This window comes from Pseudonocardia yuanmonensis, assembly GCF_039542425.1.
In the GTDB taxonomy this organism is placed as follows: Bacteria; Actinomycetota; Actinomycetes; order Mycobacteriales; family Pseudonocardiaceae; genus Pseudonocardia; species Pseudonocardia yuanmonensis.
In genome coordinates, this window is sequence record NZ_BAABIC010000006.1 from 336,084 (window position 1) to 361,131 (window position 25,048).

Here is a 25,048-nt window from a genome sequence, read left to right on the forward strand (position 1 = left end):
CCGGTGACCTGCGCGAACCGGCATCGGTGAGGATGGGCCGGTGAACGCCCCCGCGCCCACCCCGGCCCCCGACCCGACCCTGTCCGACGATCTCTGCGCCCGGCTCCGGGACAGCCTGCTGGAGCAGGGGTTCACCACGACCGGGGTGCGCGACCTGCTCGGTGCGGGCGCCCACGCGGCCCTGACCCGTGGCGAGCCCGAGGCTGCCGCCCGGGCCACCCGCGAGGCCGGCGGCCTGGGCGCGCTCGTCCGCCTGTTCCTGCTGGGGGGCACCGAGGCCGCGCCGCCGCTGCCCGAGGTCGACGCGCTCGTCGAGGGCGGCCTGCTCAGCCGGACCGCGGACGGCGTGCGTGCGGCCATGGACCTGCGCCCCTACGGCGAGGAGGACGCCGGGGGCGAGGCGCTCTGGTACGTCCTCTCCGACCTCGACACCCCGGCCGCCCGGCAGGACCGCGACCACGTGACCGGCGTCGGCGGGGCGTCGCTGACGCTCGCGTCGTCGCTGGTGCGCACGCCGGTGCGGGACACTCTCGATCTCGGCACCGGGTGCGGGGTCCAGGCCCTGCACGCCAGCCGGTTCTCCGGACGGGTCACCGCCACGGACGTGGCGCCGCGCGCCCTCGCGACGGCCCGGGCCACGCTCGCGCTGTCCGGCGTGCACAACGTCGACCTCGTCGAGGGGCCGTGGCTGGAGCCCGTCGCCGACCGGCGGTTCGACGCCGTCGTGTCCAACCCGCCGTTCGTGCCCGGTCCCGCGCGGGTCGAGTACGTCTACCGCGACTCCGGGAAGGCCGGCGACGCGGCGCTGGCCGGGCTGCTGCGCGACCTCCCCGACCGGCTGCGGCCCGGCGGACGGGCCCAGCTGCTCGGGTCCTGGCTGCACGTGCGCGGCGAGGACTGGCCGGACCGGGTGCGGTCGTGGGTCCCCGAGGGCTGCGACGCGTGGATCGTGCAGCGCGAGGTGACCGATCCGGCGCTGCACGTGGGCACCTGGCAGCGCGACGCCGGGCTGGACCTGTCCGCGCCCGCCACCCGCGCGCAGGCGGCGGCGTGGCTGGACTGGCTGGAGGCCGAGCGCGTCGAGGCCGTCGGCTTCGGGTTCCTGCTGCTGCGCACGGTGCCCGACGGGCGGGCCCCCGAGATCGTCGTCGAGGACCTGCCCGGCGAGCTCGCCGACCCGCTGAACGCCGAGATGGCGGGCTGGCTGGATCGCGTCGACTGGCTGCGGGACCACGCGGACGACGAGGCGCTGCTGGGCGCCCGGCTCATGCTCTCCCCGAGCGCGACCCTGGAGCGTTATGCCGTGGCCGGCGACGAGGGCTGGTCCGACGCGGGCGCGGCGGTCGTGCTCGCCGACGGGCCGCAGTGGCGGCACGAGGTCGACGAGCCCGCCGCCGCGCTGCTCGCGGGCTGCTCGGGCGCGCTGCCCCTGGCGGAGCTGTTCGCCCTGCTGTCCTTCGCCCACGACCGGCCGGTCGACGCCCTGGTGCGGGCCGCGCTGCCCGCCGTGCGGGAGTTCGTGCGGCACGGCGTGCTGCTGCCCGCGGCCGGGCCGACCAGGAGCGCCGCATGAGGGCGGTCGCCTCCCGGGTCCGCGGCGCCTCGGTCGCCGTCGACGGCCGGACCGTCGGCGCGTTCGAGGGCGAGGGCCTGCTCGTGCTGCTGGGCGTGACCCACGCCGACGGCGCCGAGGACGTCGAGCGGATGGCACGCAAGCTCTGGGAGCTGCGGCTGCTCGGGGGTGAGCGGTCGTGCGCCGACGCGGGCGCCCCGCTCCTGGTGATCAGCCAGTTCACCCTCTACGGCGACACCCGCAAGGGCCGCAGGCCCTCGTGGTCCGCCGCGGCCCGGCCCGAGGTGGCCGAGCCGGTGATCGACGCCGTGGTGGCCGCCCTGCGCGCGCGGGGCGCGCACGTCGAGACGGGGGTGTTCGGCGCCGAGATGGCCGTCGCCTCGGTGAACGACGGCCCCTTCACGGTGCTGGTCGAGACCTGACCCGGCCGGGGTCAGACCGACGGCGTGCGGGTCGCGGTGGTGCGGGCCTTCGCGGAGACCTTGTCCGCCTGCTCGCCCACGGTCTCGACGACCTGCACGCCCGCCTCGAGCACGCTCTTGGCGAAGTCGCGCTGGCTGGCGAGGACCTTCTCCGCGGCGCCGTAGGAGCTGTCGAGCAGGCTCTGCGCCTCCGCCGCGGACGGGCGGAACGAGGCGAGCGAGCCGACGGCGTCCGTCCAGGCGTCGAACGCGGAGCTGACGGCCTCCTGGCCGCGCTTGGCGAAGTCGGTGAGCTTCTCGCTGGTGCCGGCCATGACGGCCTCCTTTCCTCGACCCCGGTCGGGGCCCGATGTCGGTGGCGCACGCCGATCGGCGGCGCGCTACCTAAACTACGCACCAGCGTTAAGTATGTCAATCAGCGCTGCTCGTGGGCCCCGTCACGGCACGCCCCCGCCCCGTCAGGAGTCGAGGAAGCTCCGGTAGACCCCGAGCAGCGCCGTCTTCTGCTCCTCGGTCAGCCGCGACTCCGCCCGCACGGCCTCCTCGACCGAGCACGGGCCGGCCGCGGGCTCCTCCGCGGCCGGCTCCGTGCGGCCGTTCGCCCCGGCGGCGCCGGCGCTCCAGCCCGCCTGCTGCAGCAACTGCTCGGCGTTGAGGTGCAGCGCGTCGGCGATGGAGTGCAGGACCTTGAGCGACGGCTGGTGCAGCCCGCGCTCGACCTGGCTCAGGTAGGCGTTGGAGACGCGGGTCATCGAGGCCATCTCGCGCAGCGACAGCTTGGCCATCTGCCGCTGGGCACGGATGAACCCGCCCAGCGCGTTGACCTGATCGGACCAGCCCCCGTCCCGGACCCGACCCTCCGTCGGACCGGCACCACCACCCGTCGTCATGCCCCCAGTCTCCCCGATCCGGGGCCGCGGTGTCGCGGCCCCGGATCGGGACGTACCGAAGGGGGGTCGGGCGGTGTCGACGGGCTCAGCTCCGCAGCACGTAGGTGCCCGGCGCGTCGCCGAGCGGCGGGTGGGCGTCCGAGCCCAGCGACGGCGGCGTGATCTTGTCGCCCCCGTGCTCCTCGGCCCAGTTCGCCCAGTCCTCCCACCAGCTCGCCCGCTGCTCGGTGGCGTCGTCGCGCCACTCCTGCGAGCTCTCCGGCAGCTCGGACGACTCGGTGAACCAGTGCCGCGACTTCGGTGAGGGCGGGTTGACGACGCCGGCGATGTGGCCGGAGTTCGACAGCACGAACCGCACGGTGCCGCCGAGCCGCCGGGCACCGAGATACACCGACTCCCACGGCGCGATGTGGTCCCGCTCGGCGGTGATGACGTACGCGTCCTGGCGGACGTTCTGCAGGTCCAGCCGCTCCCCGGCGAGCTCGAGCTTGCCCTCGGCCAGCTCGTTTCGGATGTAGCAGGTGCGCAGGTACTCGGCCTGCATCTCGGCCGGCATCCGGGTGGAGTCGGCGTTCCAGGTGAGCATGTCGAACGGCTCGGGGTCGCGGCCCTGCAGCCAGTTGGCCTCGACGTAGCGCCACAGCAGGTCCGTGGCGCGGAGCAGGTCGAAGGTCATCTTCATGCTCGACGCCGGCAGGTACCCGTCCTTGCGCATGGTGTGCTCGAGCCGCTTGACGGTCGCCTCGTCGGTGAACACGCCGAGGATGCCCGGCCCCGTGAAGTCCAGCAGGGTGTTCATCAGGGTGAGGCTGTTGACCCGGTCGTCGCCACGGGCCGCGAGCCAGGCCAGCATCGAGGCCGCGATCGTGCCGCCGAGGCACAGCCCGGCCACGTTGACCTTGGGCGCCCCGGTGATCTCCTGGACGACGTCGAGCGCGGCCAGCGGGCCCTCGAGGAGGTAGTCGCTCACCGTCAGGTCGCGCAACGACGAGTCCGGGTCCCGGTAGCTGATCATGAACACGGTGTGCCCGTGCTGCACCGCCCACTCCACGAGGCTGCGCCCCGGGGCGAGGTCCATGATGTAGAACTTGTTGATCCACGGCGGGCTCATGAGCAGCGGGATCTCGTGGACCTGCGGGGTCTGCGGGGCGTACTGGATCAGCTCGATCAGCCGGTTGCGGTAGACCACCTTGCCGGGAGTGGTGGCGAGGTGCTCCCCCACCACGAACTCGCCCGGCGTGTGCTGCTGCGGCAGCCCGCGGTTCTGCACGAGGTCGCGCAGCGCGTTGCGGGCGCCGCGGACCAGGCTGCGCCCGCCGGTCTCGAAGGCCCTCTGGACCATGCCGGGGCTGCCGGCCGGCCAGTTCGGCGGCGCCGCGGCCTCGATGAGCTGGTCGACCAGGAAGTCGATCTTGCGGCGGGTGATCGGCTCGAGCTCGACGGACGCGGCCAGCTCGCGCAGCCGGGCCGCGAAGAGGCCGTACTCCTGACGGCAGAGCCAGTACCAGGCGTTCTCCTCCCAGACCGGGTCCTTGTAGCGCGGGTCGCGCTCGGCCAGCACGGCCGGACCCTCGGTCGTGGCGCCGAGCGCCCGCAGCGCGGAGACGGCGCCCGCGCGGGACGCGTCGAGACCCCAGCCCAGGCCGACCTTCGCGGCGGTGGCCGGGTGGGTGGCGACCGCCTTGGCGGCACCGGCGAGCGCGGGCACGAAGCCGATCGGGTCCACGCGCGCGGCGACGGTGCGCGGGTCGAGCCGGTCCTTCACCGCGTCGGCAACCGAGCCGACCAGCCGGCGGGCACGCTCCTCGGCCCGCACCTGCTCGGACGCGCCCTCTCCCCGGGCGTCGCCCGCAGTCGGCGGGACTGCAGCGAGTGTGTTCCTGGACGTCATCGGCCGTGGCCTCCCCCATGTGCGACGTGTGCCCGCCCCGGGCCGATCGGGCTCTCCGGCGGGCGGCCGCCCCATGGTGGGGGGTACTCGACGGTAGGTGGTGGCGGAGGATCCAGGTCACTCCGTAAGCCCCGTCACCTGCGCTTGGCATAGCAAGCACTACTGCCGGGTAGGTCTCCGGTTGCTCGGGATACACACCACGACCTACCGTCGAGTAGCACACACGAAGGTCGAGCATCACCGGCGATGGGAGACGACCATGACCACCGCGCTGACGGGCGACCCCGGCGAGAGCACGCTCGAGCGGGACGCCACCGAGGATCTCGCGGGCACCCCGGTCGGCGGCCCCGCCGCCGACCACCCCTACCGCTTCCTCCTCCGCTACGGCACCGAGACGACCGCGCGCACGCTGGCCGAGGCCGGCCGGGCCGCCGGCGCCGCCTGGTGGTCGCTCGCCCGCCGCCCGTGGGCCGCGCCCGCGCGCGCCGCGTCGTGGTGGACCACGGTGCTCGACCGGGCCGAGCCGCGCTGGCACCTCCCGCACCGGATCACGCTCGAGACGGACTTCGCGGTGCTGCGCGACTTCACCGCGGACGGGCACCGCGCCGATCCGGTCGTCCCGACGCTGCTGCTGCCGCCGCAGGCCGGGCACAGCTCGACCGTCGTCGACTTCGCGCCGGGGCAGAGCCAGCTCACGGCGCTGCGCGAGTCCGGCCTGACCCGGCTGTACTCGCTGGACTGGCGGCCGGCCACGCCCGCCACCACGCGGGTCACCATCACCGACTACATCGACGTGATCGACCGCTCGATCCGCCGCATGGGCGGGCGGGCCAACCTCGTCGGCGACTGCCAGGGCGGCTGGCTCGCCACCATCTACGCGACGCTGCACCCCGAGCGGGTCCACACCCTGACCCTCGCGGGCGCCCCGATCGACTTCCACGCGGGCGACTCGGTCATCACGGCGTCGACGCAGGCCCTCGCCGGCCGGTTCGGCCTCGCGCCCTACCGCGCCCTGGTCGCGGCCAACGGCGGGAACATGGCCGGCGCCGCGGTGCTGGCGAACTTCGTGATGATCCAGCCGCAGGCGGAGGTCGGCCGCCAGCTGCGCCTGCTGGCCGACGTCGACGACCCGGCGCACGTCGAGCGCTACCGGGTGTTCGAGGACTGGTTCAAGCACACCCAGGACGTCCCGGGGGCGTTCTACCTCTGGCTGGTGGAGAACCTGTTCTGGCGCAACCGTCTGGTGCGCGGCGAGCTCGAGGTCGAGGGCCGCCCGGCCCGGCTCGACGCGATCTCCTGCCCGCTGTTCCTGCTCGCGGGTGCCACGGATCACATCACGCCGCCGGCGCAGCTGTTCGCGATCGCCGACCACGTGTCCACGCCGGCGGAACTGATCACGAAGCGGATCGCCGCCGGCGGGCACCTGGGCCTGTTCACCGGGCGAAACGCCCTGCACAGGGACTGGCCGGCGCTCATGGCGGAGGTCCGGTCGCTCTCCACGAGCGGCATCTCCGGCGTCGCCTGACGGGCGGACACGTTCCCGGCTCCGTCACCCGCACGGCGGATGCGCGGAGCCGGGAACGTTTATCCGCACCTGTGCGTTCAACCCTGTAGAACCCCGGCGGAGGGCCTGGTCCCACTGGCGAACCGCCCGGGTCGCGTTAGGGGAGGAACGTCCATGACAGTGGCACCGACGGTGGATCCCGCACTGGACCCTGCACACGCCGGATCCGCACGCCGGAGCACCGGTAGCGACACCGCGCCCGCGCCCACCCGGCGCCGCGCGCCGGCTCGCGTTCCCGGACAGCGTACCTCGTCCTCGCGCTCCGGCGCCGTGAAGAAGTCGGCCCGCGCGCAGGGCACGTCCGCCACGGCGTCCCCCGAGGCGCCCGAGGAGGTCACCGGGGCGACGGTGACTGACGAGACGACCGACGAGGTGACCGACGAGGTGCAGGAGACCGGCCGGCCGGAGCTGACCGCCGAGGATCTCGACGCGCAGAGCCCGGCCGCCGACCTGGTCCGGGTCTACCTGAACGGCATCGGCAAGACCGCGCTGCTCACCGCGGCGGAGGAGGTCGACCTCGCCAAGCGGATCGAGGCCGGCGTCTTCGCCTCGCACGTGCTCGACAGCGCGCGCGTCGAGGGCCGCGAGCTCGACCCCGCCTACGCCCGGGACCTGCGGGCCGTGGTGCGGGACGGCGAGCGGGCGCGCAACCACCTGCTCGAGGCAAACCTGCGCCTGGTCGTCTCGCTGGCCAAGCGCTACACGGGCCGCGGCATGCCGCTGCTCGACCTCATCCAGGAGGGCAACCTGGGCCTGATCCGCGCGGTCGAGAAGTTCGACTACGCGAAGGGCTTCAAGTTCTCGACCTACGCCACCTGGTGGATCCGGCAGGCGATCACCCGCGGCATGGCCGACCAGGCCCGCACCATCCGGCTGCCCGTGCACCTGGTGGAGCAGGTCAACAAGCTGGCCCGGATCAAGCGGGACATGCACCAGCGCCTCGGCCGCGAGGCCACCCACGAGGAGCTGGCCGCCGAGTCCGGCCTGCCCGAGGAGAAGATCGCCGACCTGCTCGACCACGCGCGGGACCCGGTGAGCCTCGACATGCCGGTCGGCAGCGACGAGGAGGCCCCGCTCGGGGACTTCATCGAGGACGACCAGGCGGCGGACGCCGAGAACACGGTGATCTCGCACCTGCTGCACGACGACCTGCGCCGCGTGCTCGGCACGCTGGAGGAGCGCGAGCAGGCGGTGATCCGGATGCGCTACGGCCTCGACGACGGCCAGCCGCGCACGCTGGACCAGATCGGCCGCCGCTTCGGGCTCTCCCGCGAGCGGGTGCGCCAGATCGAGCGCGAGGTCATGGCGAAGCTGCGGGTCGGCGAGCGGGCGGATCGCCTGCGCGCCTACGCGAGCTGAGCGTTCACGATCCGAGCGCCGCGGCCCCGCACCCCACCCGGGTGCGGGGCCGCGGCGTTCTCGCGCGTCGCGGGGCCGACGCCGCCCCACCGGGCTCCCCACGAGACGGGGGCGCCGTCGGCCGGTGATCATTCTCGGGGCGGGCCGCCGTCGGGCCGGAGCGACAGGCGGGCCCGATCGGTGGATGTCCCGCCGGGCGCCGGGCCGGGTGTGTCACACCGCACGCGGGGCATGGTGATCCGGCCGCCCGCTGCCTAGGCTCGGGACATGCCGAGTACGACGGAGACTCCCCAGCCGGTGACCCCCGAGGCGATGCGGGACGTCCTGGGTCACTTCGTGTCGGGCGTCGTCGTGATCACCGCGAAGGGACCGGACGGGCCGCTGGGCTTCACCTGCCAGTCGTTCGCCTCGCTGTCGCTGGACCCACCGCTGATCTCCTTCTCCCCCGCACGCACCTCCTCCACCTGGCCCCGGATCCGGGAGGTGGGCTCCTTCTGCGTGAACGTGCTCGCCGAGGACCACCAGGAGTACAGCAACGGGTTCGCGCGCTCGGGCACGGACAAGTTCGCCGGGGTCACCTGGCAGCCCGCGCCGTCGGGCTCGCCGGTGCTCGAGGGTGTCAGCGCCTGGATCGACTGCACACTCTGGAACGAGTACGACGGCGGCGACCACACCGTCGTGCTCGGCCGGGTCTCCGACCTCGGCGCCGACCCCAGCCGGCTGCCCCTGCTGTTCTATCGGGGCAACTACGGGCTGACCCCGCCGGTGGCCAGCGAGTCCGAGGAGACCAGCTGACCCTGCGCCGCCGGCCGCGGGACCACCGGCGGCTGGGGCAGGCCCAGCCGCGCCGGCAGCTCCACGACCGACTCCAGCACGTCGTGGGCGCCCGCCGCCCGCAGCCGCGCGGCTGAGTGCGCCCCGCTCTGCACCCCCAGCGCCAGCCCGGCGCCCGAGCGCGCCGCGGCGGCCATCCCGGCGGTCGAGTCCGCCACGACCACGCAGTCGGCGGGCTCGGCGTCGACCGCCCGTGCCGCGGCCAGCACCAGGTCCGGCTCCGGCCAGCCGCGCCCGCCGACGTCCGCGGGCGCGAGCAGGAGGTCCGCCGCCAGTCCCGCACGGGTGACCAGCACGTCCCGCGTCTCCGCGCCGACCCCGCCGACGAGCGCCACCGCCGTCCCGGCCTCGCGCAGCGCGGCGATCGCCGCGCCCGCCCCGGGCACCCCCCGCACCCGGCCCCGCTCCGCCGCCTGCCGCAGGTGGGCCTCGTAGGCCTCGGCCGCGAGCCGCGCCCGGCGCAGGTCGCCGTCGAGCAGGTCCGCGAAGACCCGCAGCACCGGCCGGTCGGTGGTCGCCCGGGCCTGCCGCTGCAACGCCGGGAACCGCGGCCCGGCCACCGGCACGCCGACCGACGTCAGGCCGCGGCGCACCGCGTCGAGGACCAGGCCGCCGTCGGCGACCGTGGTGCCGACGAGGTCGAGGACCGCCAGGCGCATCGGAGCACTCCATCGCGCCCGGGTGAGCGGCGGGCGGCCGGCGGGCGGCGTCCGGGTGAACGGCTCACCGCTCCCGGGTGTCCCCGTCCCGGTCGGGCCGGCCCGCCCCGCTCGACTCCGAGACGACCTTCGCACCCGTCCCGCCGCCCGCGGCGGTGCGCGCGGCCATCACGCCCAGGCTCAGCAGCAGCCGGTCGCGCGGCTCGGAGATCCGCCGCCCGGTCACCGCCTCGATCCGCCGCATCCGGTAGATCACGGTGTTGCGGTGGCAGAACAGCGCCTGTGCCGCGTGCGTGGGCGAGCCACCGTGCGCGAGCAGCGCCTCCAGCGTCTCGAGCAGGACGGCGCGGTCCGCCTCGGGCAGGGCGGGGAGCCCGCCGAGCCCCGCGTCCAGGACCCGCGGGAGCAGCTCGGGGCTGTCGGCGAGCAGGGCCTCGGGCAATCGGTCGTCGAGCACCGCCAGCCCCGGCCCGACCAGGGTGCGCAGTGCGGTGCGGGCCATCCGGTACGCCGCGTCGGCCGCGCCGAGGTCCGCCACCGCCGCGGACAGCCCCACCCGCCCCACGACCTGCGGCTCCAGGATCCCGGGCACCTCCGCCGCGCGCCGCGGCGTCGGCGCGACGAGGCCCACCAGCTCGTCCTCGCGCAGCATCCAGAACGAGGCGATCCGGTGCGCCGCCAGGGTCTCGTGCGGGTCCCGCAGCGGGTCCTGCCCGGCCCGCTCGATCCCGCCGACCACGCACAGGACCGGGCCGCCGGACGGCAGGCCCAGGACCGCGGCGGCGTCCCGCGCGAAGCCGGGATCGCGGCCGCGCCCGGCCAGCAGCGCGTCGAGCGTCGCCCGCCGGCGGCCGAGGTCCTGGCCCCGCATCCGCTGCTCCTCGTGCCGGTAGGCGTCGACGAGCGCGGCGGAGCTGCCGTCGTTGGTGCGCAGGACGTATCCGGCGGCGTCGAGCAGCCCGGCGTCGTGGGCGCCGTTGAAGCGGGTCCGCGAGGCGGTGCGCAGCGCGTCCCACAGGATCCGGCACCCGAGCCGGTAGGCGTGCAGCACGGCCTCGAGCGGGACGCCCTGCCGCGCCCGCCGGCGCCCGGTCTCCCGGGTGGTGTCCCCCGGGTCGATCCCCTCCGGCACCACGTCGGCCAGCACCTCGATGCCGCGCAGCAGGTTCACCCGGCAGGCCTGGCGCAGCTCGTCGACCAGGTCCAGCTCCAGGTAGCAGCGCTCGTGCCGCAGGACGCTCAGGGCCAGGCGGTCCGCCAGGGCGTCGAGCTCGTCGAAGAGCGCGGCGCCCAGCACCCGCAGCGCCTCGTCCGCAGCCGCGTCCAGCTTGCGGTCGGTCCGGCCCGGCTCCGGGGCGCGCCTCTCCTCGTCGACGGGACGCACCCGGTCACTGTGCAGCAGGTCACAACGAGCCGTCCACTCATTCGGGCGTTCCGCCCAGGATCCGGGCACGATTCCTGGGCGCTGCGCCCATGGCCTTCGCTGGTCGCTGCGCCCAATCTGTTCCCCGTCCGAGTGATCTCGCTCACCGGCGGGTACCGGATTCCCGCCGCAGCCGCATGCCGTACGCACCCCGCCCGACACCGCCGTCGCAGCCCGGGAGGCCCGCCCGTGACCGCACCCCCCGCCGATCCCGCCCCTGCCTCCGGCTCCCCCGCCACCGGTGGGGACGTCCTCTTCGCCGTCGACGAGGTCTCGGTGCGGTTCGGCGGCCTGGTCGCGCTGGACCAGGTCTCGCTCGCGGTGCCGCCGCGGGGCGTGCACGGCGTGATCGGCCCCAACGGCGCGGGCAAGACCACCCTGTTCAACGTCTGCTGCGGCTTCGTCCGGCCCGACTCCGGGAACCTGCGCTGGCACGGCACGCCCCTGCGCCGGCTGCACCCGCACCAGCTGGCGGGCATGGGGATCGCGCGCACGCTGCAGGGTGTCGGCCTCTTCCGCGGCCTCACCGTCGCCGAGAACGTCATGGTCGGGGCCGACCGGCACCGTCGCGCCGGCTTCCTGTCCGGGCTGCTGGCCCTGCGCCGCTCCGACCGCGACGAGCGGGCGCTGCGCGAACGTGCCCTCGCCGCGCTCGACGAGCTGGGCGCCGCGCACCACGCCGACCAGCTGCCGGGCAGCCTGCCGTACCCCGTGCAGAAGCGGGTCGCGCTGGCCCGCGCGCTGGTCGCCGAGCCCGAGATGCTACTGCTCGACGAGCCGGCGAGCGGCCTGGGCGGCGACGAGATGGACGAGCTGGGCGCGCTGCTGCGCGGCCTGGCCGACCGGATGGCGGTCGTGCTGGTCGAGCACCACATGGACCTGGTGATGAGCGTCTGCGACCGGATCACCGTGCTGGACTTCGGGAAGGTGGTCGCGGAGGGCCCGCCCGACGCCGTCCGCGACGATCCCGCCGTCGTCGCGGCCTACCTCGGCGAGGAGGCCCACCGGTGAGCGCGCCCGCCACCACCACCGCCCTGCGGGTCACCGGGCTGACCGCGGGCTACGGCCCGGTCACCGCCCTCGACGGCGTCGACGTCCACGCCGAGCCCGGGCGGATCACCGCCGTGCTGGGCGCCAACGGGGCCGGCAAGACCACGTTGCTGCGCACCGTCTCCGGCCTGGTGCCCGCGCGCGCCGGGAGCGTGCACGCCGGCGACGTCGACCTCACCGGGGCGGCGCCGGAGAAGATCGCTCGCGCCGGGATCGCGCACGTCCCCGAAGGCCGTGGGGTGATCACGGAGCTCACCGTGGAGGAGAACCTGCGGCTCGGCGCGCTGCTCGGGAAGGCGCGCGGGCGCACCGACACCGCGATCGACGACGTGTACGAGATGTTCCCGCCGCTGGCCGAGCGCCGCCGCCGGGACGCGCACACCCTCTCCGGCGGCGAGCGGCAGATGCTGGTGATCGGCCGGGCGCTGGCGTGCGGACCGGACGTCCTGCTGCTCGACGAGCCCTCCCTCGGCCTCGCCCCGCGGGTCGTCGCGCAGATCTTCGAGCTGCTCCGGGAACGGGTCGAGGGGTCGCGCCTCGCGGTGCTGCTCGTCGAGCAGAACGCGCGCAGCGCGCTGTCCGTGGCCGACGAGGGCGTGGTGCTGAACGTGGGCCGGGTGGTGGCGAGCGCCCCGGCCGCGGAGCTCGCCGCCGACGACGCCCTCCGGCACGCCTACCTGGGCTTCTGACCCATCCCGCGAGACCCGCACGACGGGAGGAGACCCGTGCTGCAGTTCGTGAACACCCTGCTCACCGGCCTCGGCCAGGGCGCGGTGTACGCCGCGTTCGCCCTGGCCCTGGTGCTGATCTGGCGCTCCACGCGGGTGGTGAACTTCGCCCAGGGCGCGATGGCCGCCTTCACCACCTACCTGGCGCTGCTGGTCGTCGAGTCGACCGGGAGCTGGTGGGTCGGGCTGCTCGTCGCGCTCGCCTCCGGCCTGGTGCTCGGCGCGGGCGTCGAGCGCGTGGTGGTGCGCCGGGTCGGCCCGCACAACGAGCTGGGCGCGGTGATCGTGACCCTCGGCCTGTTCGTCGCCCTGCAGGCCCTCGCGTCGATCCTCTTCAGCGCCCAGTTCCGGTCCTTCCCGGCGCCCGCCGGGCTGGAGGGCTTCCCGATCGGGGACGTGACGATCGCGCTCACCCCCAGCATGCTCATCACGATCGGCGCCGTGGCCGTGGTGCTGCTGGGCCTGGTCGCCCTCTTCCGCTTCACGGACGTGGGCCTGCGGATGCGCGCCTCGGCGTTCGACGGCGAGGTGGCCCGGCTGCTCGGCGTCCCGGTCGGCCGGATGTTGACCCTGGGCTGGGCGCTGGCGGCCCTGGTCGGCTCGCTGGCGGGCGTGCTGATCGCGAGCGGCAGCCTCGTCTGGCCGGCCTACATGGACACCGTGATCGTCAACGGCTTCGTCGCGGCGGTGCTGGGCGGCCTGGACTCCCCCGGCGGCGCCGTCGTCGGCGGGCTGGCGATGGGCGTGATCCTCGCGCTGGTGACGGGCTACGTGGGCGCCGACCTCGTGCCGCTGGCCGCACTGGCGGTGCTGGTGGCGGTGCTGCTGGTCCGGCCGCAGGGCCTGTTCGCCCGCACCGCGGCGCGGAGGGTCTGATGGCCACCCCGGTGCGGCCGACGGAGAAGGCCGGCTCGGCACCCCGCTCCGGCCGGGAGCCGGGACGCTGGGCGGCGCTCGCCGCCCGCCTGCGGCCCCGGGCCACCTTCGCCCGGCACGCCCTGCTCGCCCTCGTCGCGCTGGTCGTCGTGGTGCTCCTGCTGGAGCTCACCGGTCCGTTCCGCAACTCCCAGTTCGCGACCATGTCGTACTACGCGATCGCCGCCGCGGGCCTGACCGTCCTGACCGGGCTCAACGGGCAGATCTCGCTCGGGCACGGCGCCCTGATGGCCGTCGGGGCGTACACGGCCGGCCTGCTGCTGCCGGCCGGGATCCCGCTGCTGGTGATGCTGGTGATCGCCGCGGGCATCACGGCGGTCGTCGGCGTGATCGTCGGGGCGGCCGCGTCCCGGCTCAAGGGCCCCTACCTGGCCGGTGCCACCCTGGCGTTCGCGGTGGCGCTGCCCGGCCTGGCGATCCACTTCGACGAGGCGCTCGGCGGCGAGCAGGGCCTGGCGGTCCCGTCGCCGCGCGCCCCGGGGTGGTTCGCCGACGCCGTCTACTTCCTGTCCGCCAACGAGACCAGCAGCGCCAAGTTCCTGGCCTACGTGGGCTGGACCGTCGCGATCGTGGCGTTCCTGCTGCTGGCCAACCTGGCGGCGAGCCGGATCGGCCGGATCTGGCGCGCGGTGCGCGACGACGAGGTCGCGGCCGAGCTGGCCGGCATCCGGCTCAGCCGGGTGCGGGTGCTGGCGTTCACGGTGAGCGCGGCGTGCGCGGGGCTCGCGGGCGGCGTGCTCGGCGTCGTGGTCCGGTTGGCGGCGCCGACCGGCTTCACGATCGTGCTGTCGATCTCGCTGCTCACGGCGGTGGTCCTCGGCGGGCTCGGCAGCCTGTTCGGCGCCGTGCTGGGCAGCGCGCTGCTGGTGTTCCTGCCGCCCGCGGTGACCAACCTCGGCGCCTCGGCCGGACTCACCGACGTGCAGTCCGCGCAGCTGGCGCCCTTCGTCTACGGCGCGGTGCTCATCCTCGTCATCCTGCTCGCGCCCGGCGGCGTGGTGGGGACCGTGCGCGCCCGGTGGCACGCACGCACGACCGCTCCGGCCGAGGCGCCGGAGGAGAGGACAGGGAGGTCCTGATGCGCAGGTCAAGGCGGGTGCGGGCGCTGGCGGCCCTCGCCCTCGGCGCCGTCCTGGCGCTCGCGGGGTGCGGGGCGGGCGGGCGACCCGACTCCGGGTCGGGTGGCGGACAGAGCGAGGGCTCGACCGTCGGCATCACCGCCGACTCGATCAAGGTGGGCTCGCACTTCCCGCTCACCGGCGTCGCCGCGCCGGGCTACAGCGAGATCCCGACCGGCACCAAGGCCTACTTCGACTGGGTCAACGCGAACGGCGGCGTCAACGGCCGGAAGATCGACTACGTCTTCCGCGACGACGCCTACAACCCCACCCAGACCAGCCAGGTCGTCAACGAGCTGGTGCTGCAGGACCAGGTCTTCGCGATCCTCGGCGGCCTCGGCACCCCGACCCACGGCGCCGTGGTGGACTTCCTCAACACCGAGGGCGTGCCCGACCTCTTCGTCTCCTCCGGCTCGCTGCTGTGGGACCAGCCGCAGAAGCACCCCATGACCTTCGGCTGGCAGCCGGACTACGAGGTCGAGGCGAAGATCCTCGCCGACCACGTCGCCAAGACCTTCCCGCAGGCGCGGGTCGGCCTCTTCCTGCAGAACGACGACGTCGGCACGGACGCGGAGCGGGGCATCCGCCGCTACCTGGACAAGCAGATCGTGTCGGTGCAGCGCTACACCCCGGGCAACACCGACATCGGCCCGCAGATGTCGGCGCTGCAGGCCGCGAACGCCGACCTCGTGATCGGCTTCAACGTGCCCTCCTACACCGCGCTGACCCAGCTGCAGGGCCTGAAGCTGAACTACAAGCCGCAGTGGGTCTACAGCAACATCGGCGCCGACCCGGTGCTGGTCGGGTCGCTGCTGGGCCGGTTCTCGCAGGGCCAGATCACCGACAGCTCGCTGCTGAACGGGATCATCACGGACGAGTACCTGCCGCGCGCGGACAACCCGGCCGACCCGTGGACCGCGCAGTTCGACGCGATCTGGAAGGCCCACGGGGACGGCGGCCCGCTGACCAACTTCCGGATCTTCGGCATGTCGCAGGGTTACGCGTTCGTGCAGGCGCTGCTCGCGGCCGGGCCGAACCCGACCCGGCAGGGCCTGGTCGACGCGGTCGAGAAGGGCGGCACGCAGTTCCAGGGCCCGTGGGCCGCGCCCTACCGGTTCACCGCCGACAAGCACAGCGGGATGTCCGGGGTGAAGGTCGTGCAGGTCACCGGCCAGACCACCAAGGCGCTCACGCCGGTGCGCACGACGAGCAACGGCGACGCCCCGATCCAGGACGAGACCGGCGGCGAGACACCGGTGCCGCCGAACGGGATCCCGACGAACCCGGGAGCCTGACGACAGCACCGTGACCGCGGGAACGTGAGGGCCGGCCGGGGCGCGTCCCCCGGCCGGCCCTCACGGGTGCGGCCAGCTGTTCTGCGTGCAGCCGTGCAGGCCGAGGGTCTGCTGCTGCATCACGGGCGCGGGCCGGCCCGGCCCCGGGCAGGCCTCGTGACCGTGGCCCAGCGCGTGCCCCACCTCGTGGTTGACCAGGTACTGCCGGTAGCCCGTCGGGTTGCCGGTGTACTCGGGGGTGGCCTCGACCCACCGCCGGAAGTTCAGCACGACCATCTCCTGGTTGCGGCAGGACACCTCGCCCGCCGTGTCCAGCGGCGCGCACAGCCGGTTCGTGGTGCCCGGAGTGGCGAGGACCAGGTGGATGGCGGCCTCGCCGTCCGTGCGGGCGAAGGACATCGCGCCCCCCGCGCCCCAGCCCCGCGGGTCGTTCAGCGTGGTCATCACGAAGCTCGCGAACTCCTCGGCGTCCACGGGCAGGCCCGCCTCGACCGCCACGCTCAGCGCGCGGACCGGCCCCGGGCCCGGCGCGGGCGTCGAGCCGGGGACCACGGCGAGGGCCCCGGCGCCGTCCGGGGGCACCTCACGCCGGGTCAGGCCGGCCAGGACGTCCTCCGGCGGGAGCGTCGGGGTGGGGCTGGGGGTGGGGCTCGGGGTCGAGCTCGGGGCGCTCGGCAGCGGCGAGCTCTGCGCGGCCAGGGCGGCCGAGGGAGGCGGCGCCGAGGCCGGCGGCGGTGCGGCCGAGGGGGTCGGGGTCCGGTCCGCGGGGTCCGGGGCCAGCTGGTTCACGCCCGGCCGGGCACAGGCCAGGAGCAGGCAGAGCGGGAGGCACAGGCCGGCGAGCACCCGTCCGGTCCGTGCGCGGCGGCCGGCGGGGGGCGGCGCCGCCTGGGGTGAGGGCACGGCGGCGAGCCTGCCACCAGGAGGCCCGCGGCGCCGCACGCACCGCCGCGCGGACACGTGATCGTGACCGGCGGGCGGTCCCGGGGACGGTGCCGCTCAGGCAGCGCCGCGGACGCCCTCGTACTCGGTCATCACCCGCAGTGCGGCGTCCGGGTAGTCGGCCGCCAGCCGCTCCACCAGGTCCTCGCGACCCTCCTCGACGGCGGAGTTCACCGCCGCCACGTACTCGTCGTGCAGCAGCCGCAGCCGCGTGCGCACCTGCTCGCTCATCGTCTCTCCTCGCGCTTCTTGAACGTTCCAGTTCTCATAACGGGCGAGGTGCACGGGCTGTTTCCGGATCCGGCGCAGCTCACATCGTCAGTTCTGACGATGCGGCCACGACCCCCGGCTCCCAGCCGACGGCCGGCGCGATGTGCCGTGTGATCGTCTCGAGGATCCGTGCGTTGTACTCCACGCCCAGCTGGTTCGGCACCGTGAACAGCACGGTGTCGGCCTCGCGGACGGCCTCGTCGGCCGCCAGCTCGGCGGCGATCACATCGGGTTCGCCGACGTAGGTCCGCCCGAAGCGGGCGCGGACGCCCTCGAGCAGGCCGACCTGGTCGCCCTCGCCCCGGGTCCCGAAGTACCGGCGGTCCAGCTCGGTGGTCACCGGCAGCACGCTGCGGGACACGGAGATCCGCGGCATGCGCCCGTGCCCGTGCTCGGCCCACGCGGCGCGGTAGGCGCGGATCTGCTCGGCCTGGAGCCGGTCGAACGGCTCACCGGTGTCCTCGGAGAGGAGCGTGGAGCTCTGCAGGTTCATGCCCTGCTCCGCCGCCCAGACCGCGGTGGCCCGGGTGCCCGAGCCCCACCAGATGCGGTCGCGCAGGCCCGGCGACTGGGGCTGGACCGCGAGCCCGGCGCGCACGCCCGCCCGCTGCGGGTCCATGGTGGCGACGGCCGCGCCGTCGATCGCCGCGAGGAACAGCTCCGTCTTCGCGCGGGCGAGGTCGGCGGCGGTCTGCCCCTCGCCGGCCCGGTAGCCGAAGGACTCCGCGCCGTTCAGCGCGGTCTCGGGCGAGCCCCGGCTGACGCCGAGCTGCAGCCGTCCGCCGGCGATCAGGTCCGTGGCCGCGGCCTCCTCCGCCATGTACAGCGGGTTCTCGTAGCGCATGTCGATCACACCGGTGCCGATCTCGATGCGGTCCGTGCGCGCGGCGATCGCGGACAGCAGCGGGAACGGCGAGGCCAGCTGCCGCTCGAAGTGGTGCACCCGGACGTAGGCGCCGTCGACGCCGAGCTCCTCGGCCGCCTCGGCCAGCTCGACCGTCTGCAACAGGGCGTCGGCGGCCGACCGCGTCCGTGACCCCGGCGCGTCCTGCCAGTGCCCGAAGGACAGGAACCCGATCTTCTTCCTCATGCCCCGGGCAACGCTCGTTGCGCGTTCAACCTTCCCGCGTCAGCTGGTGAGGTTGAGCTCGAACGAGTAGCGGCTGGCGCGGTAGAGGTGCGAGCCGTACTCGACGGCCTTGCCCGCGGCGTCCCACGCGGTGCGGGTCATGGTGAGCAGCGGGGCGCCGCGGGCCTCGTCGAGGATCCGCGCCTCCGCGGCGCTCGCCGTCCGCGCGCCGACGACCTGGTTCGCCATCCGCGGGACGTGCCCGGCCGCGCGGAGCAGGTCGTAGAGCCCGCTGCGCTCCAGGTCCTCCCGGCGCAGCCGGAGCACGTCGACGGGGACGGCGTTGTGCATGAGCGCCAGCGGCTCGTCGCCGGCGAAGCGCAGCCGCTCGATCCAGGTGACCTCGGCGCCGAAGGGGATCCCCAGGGCCTCGGCGATCTGGTCCGGCGCCGGCCGGACCTCGAACTCCCGGATCTCGGTGCGCGGCGCCTGCCCGCTCTTGAGCAGATCGTCGTACAGGCTCGACAGCTCGACGGGGCGGCGGACCTTGGGGTGCACGACCTGCGTGCCGACGCCGCGCTTGCGCACGAGCATTCCGCGCTCGACCAGGTAGGAGATGGCGCGACGCATCGTCGGCCGCGAGACCCCGAGCCGGTCGGCGAGCTCGACCTCGTTCTCCAGGCGGGAGCCGACGGGGATGTCGCCCTCCTCGATCTGCTGCTGCAGCCGCGTCGCGACCTGGTAGTAGAGCGGGACCGGACTCGTGCGGTCGAGGGTGACGTCCGGGACCAACGCATCGCTCGCCTGTCGGTCCACGCGCCACTGCTCCTTTCTATGTCCTGACAAATTATGTCAGGACAAACCATTGACGTGCAGCGCTGACGAGCGTACACCTAGTGCGGTGTTCGGAGTCACAACGAACCGATCACCGCCCGGCAACGGTTGCCGGGCCCTGCCTGGTGGAGGGAACGCGTGGCGATGCCGCTCGTGAGTCTCGGTGCGTGAGGCCGTGCTGACGGACCTCGTGCGCACCCGCGCGCACCGACCCGACGCCGTGGCCGAGGCCGCCGCCGCGCGCCGCAGGCCCGCCTCCCCGTTCGGCGAGCACGGCCGGCTGATGATGGTCGCCGCCGACCACCCCGCGCGGGGTGCGCTGGCCGCGGGCGACCGCCCGATGGCGATGGCCGACCGCGCCGACCTGCTCGACCGGCTGGCGCTCGCGCTGTCCCGGCCCGGCGTCAACGGCGTGCTCGGCACGCCGGACGTGCTGGAGGACCTGCTCCTGCTCGGCGCCCTCGACGACAAGGTGGTCGTCGGCTCGATGAACCGCGGGGGCCTCGCCGGCACCGCCTTCGAGCTCGACGACCGGTTCACCGCCTACGACCCCGCGAGCCTCGCCGCCGCCGGGTTCGAGGGCGGCAAGATGCTCCTGCGGATCGACGCCGACGACGCGGCCAGCGTCGCCACGCTCGAGTCCTGCGGGCGAGCGGTGTCGGGTCTCGCCGCACACCGCCTGATGGCCATGGTCGAGCCGTTTCTGTCCCGCCGCGTCGACGGCCGGGTCCGCAACGAGCTCACCGTGGCGGCGATGACCCGGGCGATGACCGTCGCCGCGGGTCTGGGCACCACCTCGGCCTACACCTGGCTGAAGGTGCCGATCCTCGGGGACGGCGGGGCGGACATGGCGCGGGCGATGGCCGCGACCACCCTCCCGGCCGTGATCCTCGGCGGGGAGGTGGCCGCCGACCAGGAGGCCACCTTCGCCACCTGGAGCAAGGCGCTCGCCCTGCCCACCGTGCAGGGGCTGGTCGTCGGCCGGTCCCTGCTGTACCCACCGGATGACGACGTCTCGGGGGCCGTCGACGCCGCGGTCCGGCTGCTGTAGAAGCACCGCACCACACCACTCACCGTCGAGCAGTTCGGGAAGGACAAGGATGTTCCGATCAGGGAAGCGGGCCGTCGCCCTCGTGGCGGCCATCGCGGGAGCGGCGCTCGTCGCGGCGGGCTGCAGCAGCCAGGGCGGCGCGCAGCAGACCAACACGGACGCGACGGCGCAGCGCTACACGATCGCGATGATCACGCACGAGCAGCCGGGCGACTCGTTCTGGGACAAGATCCGGGCGGGTGCGCAGCAGGCCGCCAACGAGCTCAACGTCGACCTGAAGTACTCGAACAACCAGGACGCCGGCCAGCAGGCCACCCTCGTCCAGAACGCGATCGACTCCAAGGTCAACGGCATCGCCGTGACCCTCGCGTACGCCGACCAGGTCGGCCCGGCGGCCGAGAAGGCCGTGCAGGCCGGCATCCCGACCGTCGCGTTCAACTCGGGCATCAACGAGTACCAGAAGTACGACATCCCGATGTACTTCGGCTCCGACGAGGACCTCGCCGGCCAGTCCGCCGGCCAGCGCATCGCCCAGGCCGGCGGCGGCAAGGCCCTCTGCGTGGTCCAGGAGCAGGGCTCGGTGGCTCTGGAGGCGCGCTGCGCCGGCGTGAAGAAGAGCTTCCCGAGCACCGAGAACCTGCAGGTCAACGGCGCCGACCTGCCGTCGGTGCAGCAGACCATCGGGGCGAAGCTGCAGCAGGACCCGTCGATCACCGACGTCGTCACCCTCGGCGCGCCGATCGCGCTCGCCGCGCTGCAGGCCAAGACCGACGCCGGCAGCCAGGCCAAGGTCGTGACCTTCGACCTCAACGCCGACGTGGCCAAGGCCATCCAGGGCGGCCAGATCCAGTTCTCCATCGACCAGCAGCCCTACGTCCAGGGCTACATGGCCGTGCAGTCGCTGTGGCTCAACCTGACCAACGGCAACGACCTCGGCGGCGGCAAGCCGGTGCTCACCGGCCCGTCCTTCGTCGACAACACCAACATCAACCAGATCGCCGAGTACGCGGCGAAGAACACCCGCTGACCCGACCCGTCCGTGGGGGCCGCCGCCCGGTGGCCCCCACGGACGGGACCCGACCCAGGAGCGTCCAGCGATGAGCTCACCAGTCGCGACCCCGCCGTCGCCCCCGTCCACGCCCTCCACCGGCACCGAGCCCGTGCGCGTGCAGCGTTCCCTCGGCGCGCGCATCCTCTCCCGGCCCGAGGTCGGCTCCCTCGCCGCGGCGATCGCGATCTTCGTGTTCTTCTTCGCGATCGCCCCGCCCTTCCGCACCGCGGAGGCCCTCTCCACCGTCCTGTACTCCGCCTCGACCATCGGCATCGTCGCCCTCGGCGTGGCGCTGCTGATGATCGGCGGCGAGTTCGACCTGTCGTCCGGCGTCCAGGTCACCACGGCCGCGCTGGCCTCGTCGATGATCAGCTACCAGTTCTCGCTCAACGCCTGGGTGGGCACGCTCGTCTCGCTGCTCATCGCCCTGGCCATCGGCTTCGCCAACGGCTGGCTGCTGATCAAGACGAAGCTCCCCAGCTTCCTGATCACCCTGTCGACCTTCTTCATGCTCCAGGGCATCAACCTCGGCGTCACCAAGCTGCTGACCGGCGCCGTGGCCACCCAGAACATCTCCGACCTCGACGGCTTCGCCTCCGCCAAGGCCATCTTCGCCTCGGACGTCAACCTCGGGTTCGCCAACGTCAAGATCTCCGTGTTCTGGTGGATCCTGTTCACCCTGGTCGCCACCTGGATCCTGCTGCGCACCAAGACCGGCAACTGGATCTTCGCGGTGGGCGGCAACCAGGACTCCGCCCGCGCCGTCGGTGTCCCGGTCGCCCGGGTCAAGATCGGCCTGTTCATGGGCGTGGCCTTCTGCGCCTGGTTCCTCGGCCAGCACCTGCTGTTCAACTTCTCGACCGTGCAGGCCGGCCTCGGCGTCGGCAACGAGCTGATCTACATCGTCGCCGCGGTCGTCGGCGGCGCGCTGCTCACCGGCGGCTACGGCTCGGCGATCGGCGCCGCGATCGGCGCGTTCATCTTCGGCATGACCACCCAGGGCATCGTCTACGCCGGCTGGGACCCCAACTGGTTCAAGACCTTCCTCGGCGTCATGCTCCTGCTGGCCGTCCTCCTCAACCTGTACGTCAAGAACTCCGCCTCGCGGCGCAAGTAGGGATGTGACCCCGATGACCGACACCATCGCCGAACACGCCGCCCGTGATCTCGAGGTCGGCACCCCCCTGGTCGAGATGGAGGGCGTCGGCAAGACCTACGGCGCCATCCGCGCGCTCGAGGGCGTCAACCTGACCGTCAACGCCGGCGAGGTCACCTGCGTCCTCGGCGACAACGGCGCTGGCAAGTCCACCCTCATCAAGATCATCTCCGGGCTGCACCCGCACACCGAGGGCACGGTCAAGGTCGACGGCGCCGAGGTGCACTTCGGCAGCCCGCGCGAGTCGCTCGACCACGGCATCGCCACCGTCTACCAGGACCTCGCCGTGGTCGGGCTGATGGAGGTGTGGCGCAACTTCTTCCTCGGCTCCGAGATCCGCAAGGGCAAGTTCCCGGGCGCCCCGCTCGACATCGCGGCGATGCGCGAGATCGCCGACACCGAGCTGAAGAAGATGGGCATCTTCGTCAAGGACATCAACCAGCCCATCGGCACCCTGTCCGGCGGCCAGCGCCAGTGCGTGGCGATCGCCCGCGCCGTGTACTTCGGCGCCCGGGTGCTGATCCTCGACGAGCCCACCGCCGCCCTCGGCGTCAAGCAGTCCGGCGTGGTGCTCAAGTACACCGCCGCCGCCCGGGACGCGGGCCTGGGCGTCGTGTTCATCACCCACAACCCGCACCACGCCTACATGGTCGGCGACCACTTCATCATCCTGAAGCTCGGCCGCCGGGTGCTGGACAAGAAGCGCTCCGAGGTCTCCCTCGAGGAGCTGACCGCCGAGATGGCCGGCGGCCAGGAGCTCGCCGAGCTCGCCCACGAGCTCAAGCGCTGACCCGCGCGTCCGCGGCCGGTCCCCGAGAGGGGACCGGCCGCACGCGCGTGCCCACCCCCCGCCCCGGAAGGACTTCATGAGCACGCTCCGCATCGGCCTCGCCGGTCTCGGCCGCATGGGCCGCATCCACGCCGACAACCTCGCCGGGCGGTGCTCCACCGCACGCCTCGGCGTGGTGTTCGACGCCGATCCCGCCGTCGCCCGGGAGGCCGGCGAGCGCTACGGCGTGCCGTGGACGGTGAGCTACGAGGAGCTGCTCGCCCACCCCGCGACCGAGGCCGTCGCCGTCGCGACACCGACCGGCGCGCACGCCCCGATGACCGTCGCCGCGGCGCGGGCGGGCCGGGACGTGTTCTGCGAGAAGCCGATCGCCCTGGACCGGGCGACGACCGTGGAGACCGTCGAGGAGGTGCGCCGGGCCGGGATGCTGCTCCAGGTCGGCTTCCACCGGCGCTTCGACCCGGACTGGGCAGCCGTGGCGGAGCGGATCCGGGCGGGCGAGCTGGGCGAGGTCGCGCTCTTCCGCAGCTCGCTGCGGGACATGGCCTCGCCGCCCGCGTCCTTCCTGGCCGGGTCGGGCGGGTTCTTCCGGGACGTCACGGTGCACGACCTCGACGTCGCGCGCTGGCTCGTCGGCGAGGTCGTCGAGGTGACCGCGCACGGCGCCGCGGTCTCCGATCCCGAGGGCTTCGCCGCCGTCGGGGACGTCGACACCGCCGTCGTGGTGCTGCGGTTCGCCTCGGGCGCGCTCGGCGTGATCGACAACAGCCGGGCCTCCGGCTACGGCTACGAGTGCTCCACCGAGGTGATGGGCAGCCGGGCCACCGCGCGGATCGACAATCCGTACCGCCGCGGCTACGAGTGGCGCACCCCGGGCCTGACCAGCCGCGACCTCGTCGCCGACTTCCAGGAGCGCTACCCGCTGGCCTACGCCGCCGAGCTCGACGCGTTCGCCCGCGCCGTGCTGGACCGCTCCCCCGTGCGCGTGTCCGGCGAGGACGCCCTCGCCGCCTTCGACCTCGCCGAGGCCGCCGACGAGTCCTGGCGGACCGGGCGCACCGTCGCCGTCCGCTACACCGGCACCGGCTACGCGCGGGCCTCCGAGGTGAGCGCGTGAGCGGGCTGCGGATCGGGCTGCTCGGCGCGTCCCGGATCGCCGACGAGGCCGTCGTCCGGCCCGCCGCGGGCACGGACGACCGGCTCGTCGCCGTCGCGGCGCGGGACCGGGCGCGGGCCGAGGAGTTCGCGCGCCGCTCCGGCGTGGAGCGGGTCGTCGAGGACTACGCGGCCCTGCTCGCCGATCCCGAGGTCGACGTCGTCTACAACGCGCTCCCCAACGCCCTGCACGCGCCGTGGAACCTCGCGGTGATCGGCGCGGGCAAGGCGCTGTTCGCCGAGAAGCCCTTCGCCGGGACGGCGGCCGAGTGTCGCGAGGTGCGGGACGCGGCCGCGGCGGCGGGGGTGCCGGTGTTCGTCGGCTACCACTACTTCCACCACCCGCTCTACCGGCGGCTGGTTGACGTGGTGGCGGCCGGCGAGATCGGCGAGGTCACGACCGTCGGGACGCGGATGCGGATGCCCGCTCCCCCGCCGGACGACGTCCGGTGGTCCCTCGCGCTCGCCGGCGGCGCCCTGATGGACCTCGGCTGCTACGCGGTGCACACGCTGCTGATGCTCGCGCCGGCGCTGGGCGGCTCGCCGTGGCTGGTGGACGCGCGGGCCGGCGAGCGCTCACCCGGCGTCGACGAGTGGGCCGAGGCCACGTACCGCTTCCCCGGCGGCGCGGAGGGCCGGATCCACTGCCACATCGCCGCGCCCGGCTGGGAGATGGCGCACCGGATCGTCGGGACCCGCGGCGAGGTCGTGGCGCCGATGTACGCGCTGCCGCATCGCGACGACCGGCTGATCGTCCGGGTCGGGGGCGTCGAGCGGGTGGAGCGGCTCGGCACCACACCCACCTACGACTTCCAGCTCGCCGCGCTCCGGGCGTACCTCGGCGGCAGCGCGCCCCTCTCCCGCGGCGCGGACGCGGACCTCAGCGTGGAGATCGCGGAGCAGCTCGACGCGATCTACCTCGCCACCGGCCTGCCCCTGCGCCCCGCGGCGGTACCGGCCCGCTGAGCGGTCGTCCGCCGCAGTACGG

General features: G+C 74.1%; 25 protein-coding genes. 16 read left to right on the plus strand and 9 right to left on the minus strand.

Annotation, left to right across the window (positions count from 1 at the left end; all coding sequences use genetic code 11):
* The first annotated feature begins 40 nt into the window (after positions 1–40).
* Entirely contained in the window at positions 41–1,573 is a 1,533-nt protein-coding gene (locus ABD990_RS11750) for a DUF7782 domain-containing protein (RefSeq protein WP_345380443.1), read from the plus strand.
* Positions 1,570–1,995: a D-aminoacyl-tRNA deacylase gene (gene dtd, locus ABD990_RS11755; protein ID WP_345380444.1), complete on the plus strand. Its 426-nt coding sequence runs from the start codon at positions 1,570–1,572 to the stop codon at positions 1,993–1,995. Before ABD990_RS11750 ends, dtd begins: the two co-directional genes overlap by 4 nt.
* A gap of 11 nt (positions 1,996–2,006) precedes the next feature.
* On the opposite strand, the gene ABD990_RS11760 is transcribed toward dtd, so the two are convergent.
* From ABD990_RS11760 to ABD990_RS11770, 3 genes are all read right to left on the minus strand, one after another.
* On the minus strand, positions 2,007–2,309 hold the full coding sequence (locus ABD990_RS11760; protein WP_345380445.1) for a hypothetical protein: 303 nt from the start codon (positions 2,307–2,309) through the stop codon (positions 2,007–2,009).
* Positions 2,310–2,453: 144 nt separating this feature from the next.
* Complete coding sequence (locus tag ABD990_RS11765; protein ID WP_345380446.1) at positions 2,454–2,885, minus strand: helix-turn-helix domain-containing protein; 432 nt, start codon at positions 2,883–2,885, stop codon at positions 2,454–2,456.
* Positions 2,886–2,970: 85 nt separating this feature from the next.
* Complete coding sequence (locus ABD990_RS11770) at positions 2,971–4,776, minus strand: PHA/PHB synthase family protein (RefSeq protein WP_345380447.1); 1,806 nt, start codon at positions 4,774–4,776, stop codon at positions 2,971–2,973.
* A 259-nt stretch (positions 4,777–5,035) separates the two neighbouring features.
* Between ABD990_RS11770 and ABD990_RS11775 the strand changes: the two genes are divergently transcribed.
* From ABD990_RS11775 to ABD990_RS11785, 3 genes are all read left to right on the plus strand, one after another.
* Entirely contained in the window at positions 5,036–6,301 is a 1,266-nt protein-coding gene (locus ABD990_RS11775) for an alpha/beta fold hydrolase (RefSeq protein ID WP_345380448.1), read from the plus strand.
* Between the two features lie 411 nt (positions 6,302–6,712).
* Positions 6,713–7,699, plus strand: coding sequence for a sigma-70 family RNA polymerase sigma factor (locus ABD990_RS11780; RefSeq protein WP_345380489.1), 987 nt, complete (start codon positions 6,713–6,715; stop codon positions 7,697–7,699).
* Positions 7,700–7,966: 267 nt separating this feature from the next.
* Positions 7,967–8,494 (plus strand): flavin reductase family protein, encoded by a 528-nt coding sequence (locus tag ABD990_RS11785; RefSeq protein ID WP_345380449.1) that lies wholly within the window; start codon positions 7,967–7,969, stop codon positions 8,492–8,494.
* On the opposite strand, the gene ABD990_RS11790 is transcribed toward ABD990_RS11785, so the two are convergent.
* Positions 8,446–9,192, minus strand: a complete 747-nt coding sequence (locus ABD990_RS11790) for an HAD family hydrolase (RefSeq protein ID WP_345380450.1) — start codon at positions 9,190–9,192, stop codon at positions 8,446–8,448. The two genes, ABD990_RS11785 and ABD990_RS11790, sit on opposite strands and share 49 nt — an antisense overlap.
* 64 nt (positions 9,193–9,256) lie before the next feature.
* Positions 9,257–10,576 (minus strand): PucR family transcriptional regulator, encoded by a 1,320-nt coding sequence (locus ABD990_RS11795; RefSeq protein ID WP_345380452.1) that lies wholly within the window; start codon positions 10,574–10,576, stop codon positions 9,257–9,259.
* Between the two features lie 228 nt (positions 10,577–10,804).
* On the opposite strand from ABD990_RS11795, the gene ABD990_RS11800 reads away from it, so the two are divergent.
* The 5 genes from ABD990_RS11800 to ABD990_RS11820 are packed head-to-tail and all read left to right on the plus strand — an operon-like array spanning position 10,805 to position 15,742.
* The gene (locus ABD990_RS11800) at positions 10,805–11,626 is read left to right on the plus strand and encodes an ABC transporter ATP-binding protein (RefSeq protein ID WP_425569579.1); all 822 of its coding nucleotides are present in this window, start codon (positions 10,805–10,807) and stop codon (positions 11,624–11,626) included.
* Positions 11,623–12,354, plus strand: coding sequence for an ABC transporter ATP-binding protein (locus ABD990_RS11805; protein WP_345380453.1), 732 nt, complete (start codon positions 11,623–11,625; stop codon positions 12,352–12,354). The genes ABD990_RS11800 and ABD990_RS11805 overlap by 4 nt, the downstream gene beginning before the upstream one ends.
* A gap of 36 nt (positions 12,355–12,390) precedes the next feature.
* Entirely contained in the window at positions 12,391–13,269 is an 879-nt protein-coding gene (locus ABD990_RS11810; protein WP_345380454.1) for a branched-chain amino acid ABC transporter permease, read from the plus strand.
* Entirely contained in the window at positions 13,269–14,408 is a 1,140-nt protein-coding gene (locus ABD990_RS11815) for a branched-chain amino acid ABC transporter permease (protein WP_345380455.1), read from the plus strand. The genes ABD990_RS11810 and ABD990_RS11815 overlap by 1 nt, the downstream gene beginning before the upstream one ends.
* Positions 14,408–15,742 carry an ABC transporter substrate-binding protein gene (locus ABD990_RS11820; RefSeq protein WP_345380456.1) on the plus strand — a complete coding sequence of 445 codons (1,335 nt, stop codon included), beginning with the start codon at positions 14,408–14,410 and terminating at the stop codon, positions 15,740–15,742. The genes ABD990_RS11815 and ABD990_RS11820 overlap by 1 nt, the downstream gene beginning before the upstream one ends.
* A gap of 60 nt (positions 15,743–15,802) precedes the next feature.
* Here ABD990_RS11820 and ABD990_RS11825 read toward each other — a convergent pair whose 3' ends face one another.
* The 4 genes from ABD990_RS11825 to ABD990_RS11840 form a co-directional block, all read right to left on the minus strand.
* Positions 15,803–16,645 (minus strand): DUF3152 domain-containing protein, encoded by an 843-nt coding sequence (locus ABD990_RS11825; protein ID WP_345380457.1) that lies wholly within the window; start codon positions 16,643–16,645, stop codon positions 15,803–15,805.
* A gap of 96 nt (positions 16,646–16,741) precedes the next feature.
* A complete protein-coding gene (locus tag ABD990_RS11830; RefSeq protein WP_345380458.1) occupies positions 16,742–16,915 on the minus strand; it encodes a hypothetical protein in 174 nt (57 codons plus the stop codon).
* A gap of 79 nt (positions 16,916–16,994) precedes the next feature.
* Positions 16,995–18,044: an LLM class flavin-dependent oxidoreductase gene (locus ABD990_RS11835; protein ID WP_345380459.1), complete on the minus strand. Its 1,050-nt coding sequence runs from the start codon at positions 18,042–18,044 to the stop codon at positions 16,995–16,997.
* Between the two features lie 39 nt (positions 18,045–18,083).
* Positions 18,084–18,839, minus strand: a complete 756-nt coding sequence (locus ABD990_RS11840; protein WP_345380460.1) for a GntR family transcriptional regulator — start codon at positions 18,837–18,839, stop codon at positions 18,084–18,086.
* Between the two features lie 181 nt (positions 18,840–19,020).
* On the opposite strand from ABD990_RS11840, the gene ABD990_RS11845 reads away from it, so the two are divergent.
* The 6 genes from ABD990_RS11845 (at position 19,021) to ABD990_RS11870 (ending at position 25,026) form a co-directional block, all read left to right on the plus strand.
* The gene (locus ABD990_RS11845) at positions 19,021–19,908 is read left to right on the plus strand and encodes a Cgl0159 family (beta/alpha)8-fold protein (RefSeq protein ID WP_345380461.1); all 888 of its coding nucleotides are present in this window, start codon (positions 19,021–19,023) and stop codon (positions 19,906–19,908) included.
* Between the two features lie 49 nt (positions 19,909–19,957).
* Positions 19,958–20,935, plus strand: coding sequence for a substrate-binding domain-containing protein (locus ABD990_RS11850; protein ID WP_345380462.1), 978 nt, complete (start codon positions 19,958–19,960; stop codon positions 20,933–20,935).
* Between the two features lie 70 nt (positions 20,936–21,005).
* Positions 21,006–22,076, plus strand: coding sequence for an ABC transporter permease (locus ABD990_RS11855; RefSeq protein WP_345380463.1), 1,071 nt, complete (start codon positions 21,006–21,008; stop codon positions 22,074–22,076).
* Between the two features lie 13 nt (positions 22,077–22,089).
* Positions 22,090–22,905, plus strand: a complete 816-nt coding sequence (locus ABD990_RS11860) for an ATP-binding cassette domain-containing protein (protein ID WP_345380464.1) — start codon at positions 22,090–22,092, stop codon at positions 22,903–22,905.
* A 76-nt stretch (positions 22,906–22,981) separates the two neighbouring features.
* Entirely contained in the window at positions 22,982–24,022 is a 1,041-nt protein-coding gene (locus tag ABD990_RS11865) for a Gfo/Idh/MocA family protein (RefSeq protein ID WP_345380465.1), read from the plus strand.
* Positions 24,019–25,026, plus strand: coding sequence for a Gfo/Idh/MocA family protein (locus ABD990_RS11870; protein WP_345380466.1), 1,008 nt, complete (start codon positions 24,019–24,021; stop codon positions 25,024–25,026). Before ABD990_RS11865 ends, ABD990_RS11870 begins: the two co-directional genes overlap by 4 nt.
* Positions 25,027–25,048: the final 22 nt, after the last annotated feature.

What these genes read in the sequence shown, in the direction of transcription:
- ABD990_RS11770 (WP_345380447.1), bottom strand. Translation starts at nt 4,776, where the DNA reads ATGACGTCCAGGAACACACTCGCTGCAGTCCCGCCGACTGCGGGCGAC.
- ABD990_RS11775 (WP_345380448.1), top strand. Translation starts at nt 5,036, where the DNA reads ATGACCACCGCGCTGACGGGCGACCCCGGCGAGAGCACGCTCGAGCGG.
- ABD990_RS11835 (WP_345380459.1), bottom strand. Translation starts at nt 18,044, where the DNA reads ATGAGGAAGAAGATCGGGTTCCTGTCCTTCGGGCACTGGCAGGACGCG.
- ABD990_RS11855 (WP_345380463.1), top strand. Translation starts at nt 21,006, where the DNA reads ATGAGCTCACCAGTCGCGACCCCGCCGTCGCCCCCGTCCACGCCCTCC.
- ABD990_RS11815 (WP_345380455.1), top strand. Translation starts at nt 13,269, where the DNA reads ATGGCCACCCCGGTGCGGCCGACGGAGAAGGCCGGCTCGGCACCCCGC.
- ABD990_RS11765 (WP_345380446.1), bottom strand. Translation starts at nt 2,885, where the DNA reads ATGACGACGGGTGGTGGTGCCGGTCCGACGGAGGGTCGGGTCCGGGAC.
- ABD990_RS11860 (WP_345380464.1), top strand. Translation starts at nt 22,090, where the DNA reads ATGACCGACACCATCGCCGAACACGCCGCCCGTGATCTCGAGGTCGGC.
- ABD990_RS11790 (WP_345380450.1), bottom strand. Translation starts at nt 9,192, where the DNA reads ATGCGCCTGGCGGTCCTCGACCTCGTCGGCACCACGGTCGCCGACGGC.
- dtd (WP_345380444.1), top strand. Translation starts at nt 1,570, where the DNA reads ATGAGGGCGGTCGCCTCCCGGGTCCGCGGCGCCTCGGTCGCCGTCGAC.
- ABD990_RS11865 (WP_345380465.1), top strand. Translation starts at nt 22,982, where the DNA reads ATGAGCACGCTCCGCATCGGCCTCGCCGGTCTCGGCCGCATGGGCCGC.
- ABD990_RS11785 (WP_345380449.1), top strand. Translation starts at nt 7,967, where the DNA reads ATGCCGAGTACGACGGAGACTCCCCAGCCGGTGACCCCCGAGGCGATG.
- ABD990_RS11820 (WP_345380456.1), top strand. Translation starts at nt 14,408, where the DNA reads ATGCGCAGGTCAAGGCGGGTGCGGGCGCTGGCGGCCCTCGCCCTCGGC.
- ABD990_RS11760 (WP_345380445.1), bottom strand. Translation starts at nt 2,309, where the DNA reads ATGGCCGGCACCAGCGAGAAGCTCACCGACTTCGCCAAGCGCGGCCAG.
- ABD990_RS11850 (WP_345380462.1), top strand. Translation starts at nt 19,958, where the DNA reads ATGTTCCGATCAGGGAAGCGGGCCGTCGCCCTCGTGGCGGCCATCGCG.
- ABD990_RS11830 (WP_345380458.1), bottom strand. Translation starts at nt 16,915, where the DNA reads ATGAGCGAGCAGGTGCGCACGCGGCTGCGGCTGCTGCACGACGAGTAC.